Annotated in this window: 21 protein-coding genes; all 21 read left to right on the top strand. The window is 48.7% G+C overall.

What is annotated here, in order from left to right:
• The first annotated feature begins 7 nt into the window (after positions 1-7).
• The 21 genes from LLF79_RS10775 (at position 8) to LLF79_RS10670 (ending at position 11,791) form a co-directional block, all read left to right on the top strand.
• On the top strand, positions 8-220 hold the full coding sequence (locus LLF79_RS10775) for a hypothetical protein (RefSeq protein ID WP_227879503.1): 213 nt from the start codon (positions 8-10) through the stop codon (positions 218-220).
• 187 nt (positions 221-407) lie between these two features.
• The gene (locus LLF79_RS10770; RefSeq protein ID WP_227879502.1) at positions 408-572 is read left to right on the top strand and encodes a hypothetical protein; all 165 of its coding nucleotides are present in this window, start codon (positions 408-410) and stop codon (positions 570-572) included.
• Between the two features lie 2 nt (positions 573-574).
• On the top strand, positions 575-727 hold the full coding sequence (locus LLF79_RS10765; protein ID WP_227879501.1) for a hypothetical protein: 153 nt from the start codon (positions 575-577) through the stop codon (positions 725-727).
• A gap of 2 nt (positions 728-729) precedes the next feature.
• Positions 730-915: a Lar family restriction alleviation protein gene (locus LLF79_RS27045; protein WP_227879500.1), complete on the top strand. Its 186-nt coding sequence runs from the start codon at positions 730-732 to the stop codon at positions 913-915.
• On the top strand, positions 896-1,333 hold the full coding sequence (locus tag LLF79_RS10755) for a recombination protein NinB (RefSeq protein WP_227879499.1): 438 nt from the start codon (positions 896-898) through the stop codon (positions 1,331-1,333). Before LLF79_RS27045 ends, LLF79_RS10755 begins: the two co-directional genes overlap by 20 nt.
• Positions 1,330-1,995: a hypothetical protein gene (locus tag LLF79_RS10750; protein WP_227879498.1), complete on the top strand. Its 666-nt coding sequence runs from the start codon at positions 1,330-1,332 to the stop codon at positions 1,993-1,995. Before LLF79_RS10755 ends, LLF79_RS10750 begins: the two co-directional genes overlap by 4 nt.
• A gap of 210 nt (positions 1,996-2,205) precedes the next feature.
• Entirely contained in the window at positions 2,206-2,331 is a 126-nt protein-coding gene (locus LLF79_RS26920; protein ID WP_255642631.1) for a hypothetical protein, read from the top strand.
• Positions 2,332-2,425: 94 nt separating this feature from the next.
• Entirely contained in the window at positions 2,426-2,764 is a 339-nt protein-coding gene (locus LLF79_RS10740) for a phage protein NinX family protein (RefSeq protein WP_227879496.1), read from the top strand.
• Positions 2,757-2,948: a protein NinF gene (locus tag LLF79_RS10735; protein ID WP_227879495.1), complete on the top strand. Its 192-nt coding sequence runs from the start codon at positions 2,757-2,759 to the stop codon at positions 2,946-2,948. The genes LLF79_RS10740 and LLF79_RS10735 overlap by 8 nt, the downstream gene beginning before the upstream one ends.
• Positions 2,949-3,112: 164 nt before the next feature.
• Positions 3,113-3,328: a hypothetical protein gene (locus LLF79_RS10730; protein WP_227879494.1), complete on the top strand. Its 216-nt coding sequence runs from the start codon at positions 3,113-3,115 to the stop codon at positions 3,326-3,328.
• Positions 3,321-3,611 carry a DUF1364 domain-containing protein gene (locus tag LLF79_RS10725; RefSeq protein WP_227879493.1) on the top strand — a complete coding sequence of 97 codons (291 nt, stop codon included), beginning with the start codon at positions 3,321-3,323 and terminating at the stop codon, positions 3,609-3,611. Before LLF79_RS10730 ends, LLF79_RS10725 begins: the two co-directional genes overlap by 8 nt.
• Positions 3,608-3,979, top strand: a complete 372-nt coding sequence (locus tag LLF79_RS10720; protein WP_227879492.1) for a RusA family crossover junction endodeoxyribonuclease — start codon at positions 3,608-3,610, stop codon at positions 3,977-3,979. The genes LLF79_RS10725 and LLF79_RS10720 overlap by 4 nt, the downstream gene beginning before the upstream one ends.
• Entirely contained in the window at positions 3,967-4,149 is a 183-nt protein-coding gene (locus LLF79_RS10715) for a hypothetical protein (RefSeq protein WP_227879491.1), read from the top strand. The genes LLF79_RS10720 and LLF79_RS10715 overlap by 13 nt, the downstream gene beginning before the upstream one ends.
• Positions 4,150-4,252: 103 nt before the next feature.
• Complete coding sequence (locus tag LLF79_RS10710) at positions 4,253-5,017, top strand: antitermination protein (protein WP_227879490.1); 765 nt, start codon at positions 4,253-4,255, stop codon at positions 5,015-5,017.
• Positions 5,018-6,255: 1,238 nt separating this feature from the next.
• Positions 6,256-6,459, top strand: a complete 204-nt coding sequence (locus LLF79_RS10705) for a phage holin family protein (RefSeq protein ID WP_044157993.1) — start codon at positions 6,256-6,258, stop codon at positions 6,457-6,459.
• Positions 6,431-6,925, top strand: coding sequence for a lysozyme (locus LLF79_RS10700; RefSeq protein WP_305055000.1), 495 nt, complete (start codon positions 6,431-6,433; stop codon positions 6,923-6,925). The genes LLF79_RS10705 and LLF79_RS10700 overlap by 29 nt, the downstream gene beginning before the upstream one ends.
• Before the next feature lie 100 nt (positions 6,926-7,025).
• The gene (locus LLF79_RS26915; RefSeq protein WP_255642630.1) at positions 7,026-7,484 is read left to right on the top strand and encodes a lysis protein; all 459 of its coding nucleotides are present in this window, start codon (positions 7,026-7,028) and stop codon (positions 7,482-7,484) included.
• Positions 7,485-7,754: 270 nt separating this feature from the next.
• Positions 7,755-7,964: a head fiber protein gene (locus LLF79_RS10685; protein ID WP_211958923.1), complete on the top strand. Its 210-nt coding sequence runs from the start codon at positions 7,755-7,757 to the stop codon at positions 7,962-7,964.
• Between the two features lie 163 nt (positions 7,965-8,127).
• The gene (locus LLF79_RS10680) at positions 8,128-8,604 is read left to right on the top strand and encodes a terminase (protein WP_227879539.1); all 477 of its coding nucleotides are present in this window, start codon (positions 8,128-8,130) and stop codon (positions 8,602-8,604) included.
• Between the two features lies 1 nt (position 8,605).
• Positions 8,606-10,264, top strand: coding sequence for a phage terminase large subunit (gene terL / locus LLF79_RS10675; RefSeq protein ID WP_227879487.1), 1,659 nt, complete (start codon positions 8,606-8,608; stop codon positions 10,262-10,264).
• Positions 10,265-11,791 carry a DUF1073 domain-containing protein gene (locus tag LLF79_RS10670; RefSeq protein ID WP_227879486.1) on the top strand — a complete coding sequence of 509 codons (1,527 nt, stop codon included), beginning with the start codon at positions 10,265-10,267 and terminating at the stop codon, positions 11,789-11,791. It begins immediately after the preceding gene.
• The last annotated feature ends 21 nt before the right edge of the window (positions 11,792-11,812 follow it).

The following is an 11,812-nucleotide window of genomic DNA, read 5'->3' as shown; positions in this document are numbered from 1 at the left end:
GAGAGGAATGATGAGTACAGTAGAGCAGTTATTGAATGCGGATATCAAAGAGGCCGCGCACCGCAAGAAAAGATATATGAGCTCCAGCAACCTTCCGCTTCTCGAAAAGGTTGCAGCAAGACCACTTCCTAAAAAATCACCTCGCGACCGTGTTTTACTCAAGATTTTAAGAATGAATCTTGGCGTCATACCCTGGAAGTTTTGCGATGGAGAAAAGTGATGGAACTCATTGATGCTCTTATGTCGCCTCCCGGCTTGGTTCTACTGCTGGTGATGGCTATAGCGCTTAAACAAATCAACGATAGTTTTTGATGGAGAGGAATATGGACGAATCAAGAAAGGCTTATGAAGAGTGGTTTAGATCACGATATGGGAGCTTATCGATACCTCCCAAGCAACGGTTGGTAATGCGCACTTATTCATGGGCCGCATGGCAGGCATCTCGCGCAGCTATCGAGATAAAGCTCGATGACAAAGTGATGGTTGAGGATGATTTCGACAAAGGCCACAACTGCGCTATCGACTACTGCGCTGACTCCATCCGCGCCGCTGGAATCAAAGTGAAGGAGTGAGTATGAGCGGAATAATTACCGGATTAGCTGCAGGAATGTGCGCTGGCTCAGCAGTCATCGCAATCCTCTGGGATGAAGAGTGGAATCTTCGTACGTTTATCAAATATCAGGTAGCGGCACTAGGGATTGTGGCTGCCATCTACCTTCTGAGGTGAATATGAGCTTACCAAAACCATGCCCATTCTGCGGAAGCGGATATGAGAGCATTGAAAGCTATAGCAATGAGGAATGGTTCTTTGTGGCCTGCCATGAATGTGGTGCAAACGGGCCAGAGGAATCAATGGCTGCAAAAGCAGCATTAGCTTGGGAGCGGAGAGCAGGAGATGAAGAAACTAACGTTTGAACTAAGAAGCCCCATCCATCAGCAGAACGCCATTCAAGCCATACAGCAAATCTTCCCCGACCCAACCAAGCCAATCGTAGTGACCATACAGGAACGCAACCGCAGTATAGACCAGAATCGAAAACTCTGGGCTTGTCTTGGTGATGTCTCGCGTCAGGTCGAATGGCATGGCCGATGGCTGGACGCCGAAAGCTGGAAGTGCATCTTCACCGCAGCGTTAAAGCAGCAGGATGTTGTGCCTAACCTTGCCGGTAACGGTTTCGTGGTAATAGGCCAGTCAACCAGCAAGATGCGTGTAGGCGAGTTTGCAGAGCTTTTGGAGCTTATCCAGGCATTCGGAGCCGAGAAGAATGTTAAGTGGTCTGACGAAGCCCGGTTGGCGCTTGAGTGGAAAGCCAGATTCGGAGATGCGGCATGAGAAACGAATCAGTAATTGGAGAAAAGTTTAATAAGTTAACAATTTTGTCTTTGGCAAAATCGAAGGCTTATACCTACAAGTCAGGCCGAACATCCTATAGGGCTCGCGTAGTTTGTTCTTGTGAATGCGGAACAGTCAAAGAATATGACCTCTCATCAGCAAGAACTAGCAAGTCAAAGAGCTGCGGTTGTTTGCAGCGAATTGTAGCCAGCAAAACCTTTACCACTCACGGGCGTAAGAAAACTGCTGAATATAGGGCATGGGCAGCCTTGAAACAAAGGGTGACTAATCCAAATTCAGACAGATATGACTGTTATGGAGGTAGAGGGGTGGAGGTGTGTGAAAGATGGCTTAATTCTTTCGAGAATTTCTATTCAGATATGGGAAGTAGACCATCAAGCAAGCACAGCATTGATCGCATTAACGTAAACAAAGGTTACTTTCCAGAAAACTGCCGATGGGCAACATCGAAGGAACAGGGCAGAAATCGCAGAACAAACGTCATCATTAAAACGCCTGATGGCGACATGTGCATAGCTGAGGCTGCAAGCAGGTTCGGCCTTCCTTACCACATACTCCAGCACCGCTTAGCAAAAGGTATGGATTCTATAGACGCCATAGAAATGCCATACAAACCAAGAGTGAAAGCCAAACAGGAATGAATCCATGCCGAAAATGTCATGGTTTAGCCATCACGACCTTACCAACGAAGAAGCAACTCAGTTAATCACCGCCTACCAATCCCGCAACGTAAAAACTCAAAGAACGCTAAGTGCAGACCCTCGGTTATGGGTGGTTTCTGCCTTGCTTCCAGAGTACGCCAGCGAGCCAAAGGGTAGGAGTCAGTATCAATCTAGGATGTGGAGTTAGCTATGAGCGCAGAAGAAGACTACATCGAACGTTTCTCTGACCTCATGGAAGATGCAGAAAGCGAAGGAGTCGACGGCATAAACATCATGATGAATTACCTGATGGCTTATGTGGAGGCAATGACATAGGACGAAGAAGAGCAGGGAATTATCTGGCAGTTAGGCGACAAAGACCTGGTCATTTCCATTGAGAAGGCAGAACAAACAGCGAGGTTGCATTGATATGGACTATTCACAGTTATCAGATTTTGAAATTAACAAGCGCGTAGCCATAGCTACAGGGCAAAACATAAAGTTCATTTTTCTCGATGATGATGATAACGAGATTGGAGTTTTAGTTGGCAGAAAAGGATGCCGAGAAAAGAAAGACTTCGACCCATGCAACAACGCGGCAGACGCATGGCCGATCATTGAGAGTAACTTTATTGCATTACACCCGCTGAAACATAAATCTGTGTGGATAGCCATGTCAGATGACCAGGAGCATACGTTCAGGGATGAGAAACCTTTGCGTGCGGCAATGATCGTATTCCTGATGTCGAAGGAATCATTCAATGCTTAGCCCCCACGAAGCCCAATCCTACGAGCAGCAGAGCATACGTCGAACGTTGTGCTGTGCACGATGCAATAAAGCGCTCAAAAAAGACGAGACGCATGTTTGCAATGAATGCGATCTGAAGATGTGCATGAATAACCTGGTTTTCCATGTAACCGGAAAAGATATGGAGGAAAGCGATGATGTTTGAGAAATCTGAGCGAGACTACCCAGTAGGGATGTATTACGGTCCATGTCAAAAATGCGGTCACAATTTTTTAGGGCCAAAGCGTGAGAGGTTTTGTGCTCTTTGTGCTAAGGATGCCGACAATGCAATACCGTATCGCGACCCTAACGGATTTATGACGGAGGAAGATGATGAGTGACTATTTACGATGGTTTCTATTTGAACGCTGGATGATTAAGTTTGCCGTGAAGGACTGGATGACCGCTGATGCTAATAAGCTGAAGCAGAGAAAGGATTATTACTTTGCCAGAATGCAGGAAAACTACTGTTCAATCAGAATCCGGATTTTCATCAAGAAAGACCTGCAGTCAATCCTGCAACTGAGAGGTAAGGTTAATGGCTAACCTTCGAAAAGAAGCGCGGGGCAGAGAATGCCAGGTGCGTATCTACGGTGTCTGCAACCACAACCCTGAAACTACCGTTCTGGCACATTATCGCATGGCTGGATTATGCGGCACTGGCATGAAGCCTGACGACCTTCTCGCAGCATGGGCGTGTAGCAGTTGCCACGACGAGATAGACCGCAGAACGCATAACATCGACCAAGAATTCGCAAAGATTTACCACCTCGAAGGGGTGATGCGAACGCAGGACATTCTGCGCAAGGAGGGGAAGATTAAGACATGAATGAATACAACTTCATCCTGCCATGGCCTCCCAGCGTAAACACATACTGGCGACGGCAAGGAAGCAGGTATTACATCAGCAAGAAAGGCCAGCACTACCGCAAAGAAGTTATCCAGATTATCAAAAGCCTCAACCTAGACATCCTCACAAAATCACGACTCCGCATCAAAATCATCGCCGCAGTGCCAGATTCCCGGCGCAGAGATATCGACAATATTTTGAAATGTCTCCTCGACTCACTTGTCCACGCCTCATTCGCTGAGGACGACGAGCAGTTTGATGATATTCGCGTGATTCGTGCAGCAAAAGTGAAGGGCGGTCGGGTTGAAATCAAGATTACAGAACTGGAGGAAATATGTGCAGCGTAACCAACATCCAGCAAGTCAAATGGCAGCGTCAGCGAGATATGCATAACGAGCAGGTGCTAATTGGCAAAGAGCATGAGCTTGAACGCAGTCTTGAGTATGTGCGCGAGCAGCTGCGTGAAGTGCGTAACCGGCTGGGGACGAATAAGCCAGATGGTCCGGAGGCAGCTTAAATATGAAGGAAATTCTATTAGGTTTTGTTTCAGGCGTTTTTATGTGGCTGCTCGGATGTTCAATCGGGTTCTTAATAATCAAAGTGCTGGAAAGGTAATAACCATGAACTTGGAAAACGCAGTCAAGTTTCACTTCGCAAAGTCTACTCAGATAAACGATACGCCGCGTGCGACCTCCTCAGAGACGTTAACTAGCACTGACGTGATGGCAGCCATGGGAATGACACAAAGTCGAGCCACGTTGGGTTACAGCGCGTTTTTAGGGAAGATGGAAATCAGCAGCAATGACCGTGAGAAAGCTATTGAACTGCTGACCCAATATGCACTTGAGCACTGCGATAAGGTTGCCGCCTTACGTAAGCTCGAAAATGATATTAAGCAAAAAGTAATGCAAGTGCTCGCAACATTCGCATTCGCTGACTATTCCCGCAGCGCCGCCAGTACGCGAACCTGTGATTGTTGCGGTGGTAAGAAGTTTGTCGATGCTGAAGTCATGACGATGAAAAGCATAGGGCAGCCGTACCTGACTGAGCGCAAGGAAACGGTGAAAGTGCTGTGCCATAAGTGCAATGGGAAGGGCGTGCTGACTAATGCCTGCCAGTGCAACGGCAAAGGCGTAGTGGTAGACAAAGAGAAAACTATTCTACAGGGTGGCGTTCCTGCATATAAAACATGCGGACGCTGCAATGGGCGTGGTTATGCTCGTTTGTTGCCTGATAGTGTTCGTCAGTACATCTGCGCTACTGTGATTGATGTGCCGGAAACTACATGGCGCAGGTCATACAAGGACTTCTTTGAAAGCCTGGTTGGTGAGTGCATTAAACAAGAGGAATATGCAAATCAGATGTTGAGCAAAGTCACTCGCTAGTAAATATTTTCTACGAAATAGGAATTATCTAGAAAATCACACTTTACAAAGTGGCGATATTTGTTTAATCTGAAACCAATGATGGAGTAGTGCAGTCATTCGATAGCCCTGAGTTAATAGCTCGGGGCTTTTTTATGGGCGAAATCTGGTAAGTGCATTGACTTGGTAATCCAGGATAGTTCCGGCTGGTCAATGGGGTCAGTGCTCTTTCCAGTTTTCGTCACGTTAGCGACTTTGCGGACTTTTAAGAAACGGACCACAAAGATAAATGCAAACGATGATCAATTCCTGGCAGTAGCCTAACGGCTAAACACCAGTGAGGTATTCCAGTTCCTCATCAACGAATCTGGCGCAGTGGCCCGCTGTGATTAATAATGGGCACCCAGTAAAGAAGGGTATTTTTGATTATTGCCTGGCCGCCTAGCACTCCAATGAACGAGTGTTTTGTTTAATCATGGATACTTTTCTTTAGTGGGTAACAAAGGGCATATTGCCTTAGTAAATCCCACATAGGTGCAGCGCATAGACCGGTACTAGCGTTGTCGTCAGCTCCACGAAACGGAGCCCATAACAGGTAAGAGCACTGATATTTGCGTTTCACACCTGGGCGCGAATATCCATCTCAGGCAGTGCTCTTTCCGTTGTGGTGAATGCGCAGGCTGATGCGCTAATCAGGTGAACGAGACACCCGCCGGTCCGTGATATGGCACACCGTGCCGGTCATATCTGCCGCGGTTAGGTTTACGAGAATGTCGTAAAGCTGGTCCAGGGTGAAGCCGCTAGCGCGGAGGAAGTAAAACGAGGCGTCGGTACACGCCTATCGTCACTAAGCCGGAGTTCAGCACCGGCCACCACACCAAATCCCCTACCTGGGACTATAAGCGCTATGCGCAAGCAGTAACCCAATATTGCTCACTTCGCCGTGAGCTTTTTTATTTTTTTAACGCATTCATCTTCAAAAGCCGGACGACATCGAAACTTAACCCTTATCCGACGCGGCTACTGGTTGAGTGCGTTAACCAAAAAGAAAACCCAGCATTGAGCTGGGCTTCGTGAAAATGGGCGACAAGAGACTGCGCTAACAGCCTCCTGTCATCTTGCCCGTGAATGCGCTCACGAACAAAGACCGAGGCCCATATCGTCTGATCAGACGTCATGACCATAGATCGGATTTGTTCAGCAGACAATTACCTAGATTCTTAATTTTGAACAAATCCCCATTTTCTCGGGGGTAGAGTATGTACCGTATGGACAAGATAAGAGAATGGCTCAGTTATTGGTTCGGAGGCCTGACAACGATGGGTGGCGTTCTATCCCTTAACGACTGGGCGATCATCATTGGTATTCTCTGTACCGTCGGCACATTCGGCATCAACTGGTACTACAAGCGCAAAGAGCGCGAGGACAGATTGAATGGCAATGTCTCCGGCACTCAGAAATAGCATTATTGCCACGTTGGGCGGCGGCGCTATCGCAATAGCGACAACAATGCTCTCCGGTAAAGATGGTCTCGAAGGTCGAAAGTATGAAGCATATCGCGATGTTGTCGGAGTTCTGACAGTCTGTGACGGTCACACCGGTTCAGACATCATCATAAATAAGCGATACACAGATAAAGAGTGCGATGCACTAACAAGAAAAGACCTTCAGCGTATAGCTTCACAGGTTGACCCGTACATCAAAGTGCCAACCACTGAAACTCAACGCGCAGCAATTTACTCTTTCGCTTACAACGTCGGAGCAACTGCCACAATCAATTCCACTCTCCTGAAAAAGCTGAATGCTAAAGACTATCCCGGAGCTTGCTCAGAGCTTAAGCGCTGGGTATATGCAGGCGGACAGAAGTGGAAAGGTCTGGTTAACAGGCGTGACGTTGAATATCAGGTATGCACCTGGGGGCAGAAATGAAATACCTTCCATCTGCAATTTGCATGATTACTGCAGCATACCTTGCGTATAGGGGAATAGACGGATGGGGATGGTTCCTTGCTGTAGGTGTCATCCTGTTATGAGCAGACTAACCGCATTCATCATTGCCGTAATCGCCTGCATCATTGCCTCTCTCGGATGGGCTGTTAATCACTACCGCGATAACGCCATCGACTACAAGAAGCAACGAGACGCGGCGGTTAACGAGGTTGCTCTGGCAAAGGCAACCATTACCGACATGCAGACAAGGCAGCGTGATGTTGCCGCTCTCGATGCCAAATACACAAAGGAGCTTTCAGATGCTAATGCGACTATCGAAAGTCTCCGCGCTGATGTTTCTGCTGGCCGTAAGCGCCTGCAAGTCTCCGCCACCTGTTCAAAGTCAGCGTCCGGAACCAGCGGCATGGGCGATGGAGAAAGCCCAAGACTTACAACAGATGCTGAACTCAATTATTACCGTCTCAGAAGTGGAATCGACAAAATAACCGCTCAGGTAAATTACCTGCAGGAATACATCAACACCCAGTGCCTGAAGTAACCCACCATAGCGCTACATCTTCGCTGCTTACCTGCATTAGCCATGACTGCAGCTCCTCCTTTCTGCAAGAGCGTGCAGGTTATTCGAAAAAGATGATACCGCGTCACAGCATTGCGGGATGTCAGTGGCGTTCATAGCTGCCTTCTCAAGCAGTGGTAGAAGAATTGAGAGTGCAATACAGAGCATTCTTTCGAGAATGTTCAATATTGTAGCAAGTTTTATGTGTGCGCCTACGGGCGGGATATTCACTATTCAGCAGGAAATTCTAAAATGACCAAACGCGCTATCTCAACTGGTGGTTATCCAATCGAAGTATCCACCCCAACTGACCCGGTAACCATCCCAGCAGCGACAACCTCAGCAATAGGCGGCGTTAAGAAGATGGCTGCCCAGGCTGATTCAACTGCAACCGATGTTGCAGGCCTGGTTGCAGACTTCAACGCTCTTCTGGCTAAAGCTCGCACTGCTGGCCTGATGTGATGATCACCATGAAGGTGGTCGCACAAAAGCGGTGGTGGGTAAGCCCATTACTGTCCGTGCTTAAGGCATTTGTCTATGCACGTATCGTTAAAGAGAAACACTTCAAATCTCTGTCAGGATTTATTGCTCGATGGGGATTCCAGTTCAAAACAGAGAAATAAATATGGCCAGGCCAACCAAGTACCAGAAGGCGTACGCCGAGCAGGCTCGCAAGCTGTGCATGCTTGGCTACACCGACGCACAATTAGCAGACTTCTTCGAGGTCGCTGAAGCAACTATCAATACGTGGAAGAAAGAGCATCCAGAGTTTCTGGAGTCCGTAAAAAAGGGCAAGGACCTTGTTGACGCTGAAGTGGTGGATAGTCTCTTCCAGCGAGCGATGGGGTATGTAGCTCCTGACACCGATATCCGCGTCATTGATAACCAGATAGTCAAAACGCAAATCAAGAAGCATTACCCTCCTGATACTGCAGCTGCCATCTTCTGGCTCAAGAACCGACAGAAGAAAGACTGGCGAGACAAAATTGACCACGCTATCGAGGGTGCCAATGGTGGCCCAGTAGAAGTCGTCAATTACACAGCAGCAGATTACGCAGCAGCTCAGGCAGCAATGGAGGAGAAACTAAAAGGCCTGGACTGATATGAACGAAATTATCGAATGGGATGATTTGTCATTCCCTGAGCGTGTAGTGCTTCGTTCGAAGTCCACCAAATCGTTTCTCAACTTCACACGCCTGTGGTTCGAGCTCATTCAGGGTGATCGCCTTCTGGTTAACTGGCATCACCGATTAATGGCGTCAAAGATTGATGACCTGATAGCCGGCCGATTAGAGCCGCGCAACCTGATTATCAACATTCCGCCAGGCGGGACAAAAACAGAGTTCTTCTCCATTCACTTCCCTGCATACGTCAACGCACTGGTGCAGGAAGGCAAACTCAAGCGCTTTCGTAACCTAAATATCTCGTTTGCTGACACCCTGGTTAAGCGTAATTCACGCCGCACCAGAGACATTATCGCCAGCAAGGAGTATCAGGAATTCTGGCCTTGCTCATTCGGCGTTAACCAGGCTGAAGAGTGGGAGATAAAAGACGATCGCGGTCGCTCAATAGGGCAGACAGTTTCCCGTTCAAGCAACGGGCAAATTACCGGTGGTCGTGGTGGTTACTTCGGTACAGAGTTCTCCGGCATGGTTATGCTGGATGACTACAACAAGCCAGTCGACATGCTCAGTGAATCGCGCAGGAACAGCGCCAACACGCTTCTGGTAAACACCATTCGCTCTCGTCGTGGCGATAAGTCAAAAGATCACCCAACGCCGTTTGTGAGCATTCAGCAGCGTCTTCACACTGACGATGCAACAGGCTTCATGTTATCTGGCGGGATGGGCGTTAAATTCCACCATGTAGCTATACCTGCACTAATTGATGAGAAGTACATTCAGTCTTTAGCAGAGCCATGGCGCTCTTTGTGCTGGGAGACGGTGAAAGACACCGACTCTGTGGAAGTGTCAGGCACTCGATACTGGTCATACTGGCCGCAGATGGAAGATGTGAACGACCTCCTGCAGCTCTGGGAGAAAGACCGTTACACATTCCTCTCACAGTACCAGCAGAACCCTATGGCGCTCACTGGCGGCATCATCGATACCGACTGGTTCCAGACATACACAACGCTTCCTAAGCTCACTCATCGCGCCGTGTACGTTGATACGAACAGCGGCAAGGTTGAGGACTGGCTTGATTACACGGTATTCACGCTAGTTGGCATGGGTGTTGATGGCAACCTCTACATCATCGATGTGGTGCGTGGACGCTGGGACCCTGAAGACCTCCTGAAGAAAGCGGAAGAGGTCTGGGAGAAATGGCGCATGCAGGGCTCGCTAAGAATCATGCCTATGCGTCATATGGCCATCGAAGAGAAGCAGGCTGGACAAGGCCTGATAACTACCCTCAAGAAGCGCAATAGCATCCCGGTAAAAGAGATACCTCGCGGTGCAGGCCAGAACAAACTGGTTCGCTGCCTTAACGTCATTCCTCAGATTAAAACTGGCAAGGTCTATGTTCCAGCCACTCATGATGAACACGGAGCTATCAGGCCCCATGTTTACTACGAGGATGGAACGGTAGCTGGTACTACCTCATGGGTTATCACCGCAATGACTGAGTGCGCCGCTTTCTCTGCTGACGACAGTCATGACAATGACGACATCCTTGATACATGGATGGATGCCATTGACGACAATCTTATTTCTGGTCGCCAGCCAATGGTTATCGACCCGAGCCAACTCAGGAGAATTTAAGTGTGGCCGTTTAAAAAGAAACAAGTCGCCGCGCCTGAGCCGGTGAAAGAACAAAAGCCTGAGATGAAAATCCGGGCTGAGGCGGTAGCAGAAATTCAGGCTAAACCACCTCGCGAGATTGAGCAGTACAAGCCACCAAAAGGCGTTATCCCTGAGAGCATAGAGAAAGGCATACTGGCGATGGACTCAACGCCATACGCCTCTCTGAACGAGGCTTATATGGGGTACACCTATGGCTATCCTGACAGCTTCCCGGGTTACCCATATCTGGCCACGCTCGCTCAAAAGCCAGAGTATCGCAAGATGGTCGGAACCATCGCCGAAGAGATGACCCGTAAGTGGATCAAGCTCAAGACTGTCGGTGATGACGATAAAGCAGAGCGCGTTAAGCAACTCTACGCTGCAATGGAAAAGTTCAAGGTTAAAGACCGATTCCGCGAAGCGGCAGAGCATGACGGCTACTTTGGCGGCGGGCAGATTTATATCGATGTGCAGTCTGCCAGAGGCGTGTCAGCATGGACTGACCCGGTAGAGCTGGGTTCAAAGTTGTTCCTGTCTGACAAGAAGATTAAGAAAGGTAGCCTCAAGGGATTTACCGTTATCGAGCCAGTATGGACTTACCCTGGCGTCTATAACACAGATAACCCGATGAGCCCTGACTTCTACAAACCGACAGAATGGTTTGTGATGTCTAAGACGGTAAATGCCAGCCGCATGCTGGACTTTGTATCACGAGAAGTGCCTGACCTGCTTAAAGCTGCTTATAACTTCCGTGGACTGAGTTTGACGCAGATTGCCGAGCCATACGTCAATAACTGGCTGAGAACGCGAGACAGTGTTAGCGACCTGATTCATTCATTCACCATTCCTGTGTTATCGACCAACATGGCTACGATTTTACAGGGTGGAGGTGCTGAATCGCTCATTAGCCGCCTGCAGATGTTCAATCAGTGTCGCGATAACCGCGGCGCATTTGCTGTAGATAATAGCGTTCAACAGCCAGAGAAGGCGGAATTTATTAGCGCTCCTCTCGGGGGGCTTGATGCATTGCAGGCTCAGGCACAGGAGCAAATGGCAGCGGTGTCCAGCATTCCTCTGGTCAAGCTGCTAGGCATTTCACCAGCTGGCCTTAACGCATCATCAGATGGCGAGATTCGAGTCTTCTACGACTACATTCACGCCCTGCAGCAATCCATCTTTAAAGACAACTTGAAGCGAGTCTTGGACATCATCCAGTTATCTGAGTTTGGCGACATCGACCCGGATATCTACTTCGAGTTTGAGCCTCTCTACGAGATGACCGAGAAAGAGAAAGCAGAAATCCGCAAGATTGACGCTGACACCGACGCGGTTAACGTAGCAACCGGTGCGCTGACGGGTAATGAGATTCGGCAGAAGATCGCAAATGACCCTGACAGCCCATACCACTCACTGGACCTAAGCGATGACATCGAAATCGAAGACGACTACGAAGACGATGACCAGCGGGAAGAAGAAATCGACGCGGCAAACGCTGAGAGCAATTAATCCTAATGCCGGTGTTGAGGC

The organism is Enterobacter cloacae complex sp. 2021EL-01169 (genome assembly GCF_020733125.1).
In the GTDB taxonomy this organism is placed as follows: domain Bacteria; phylum Pseudomonadota; class Gammaproteobacteria; order Enterobacterales; family Enterobacteriaceae; genus Enterobacter; species Enterobacter roggenkampii.
The sequence above is the reverse complement of the archived record's forward strand: the minus strand, read 5'-3'. Positions and strand labels throughout refer to the sequence as shown.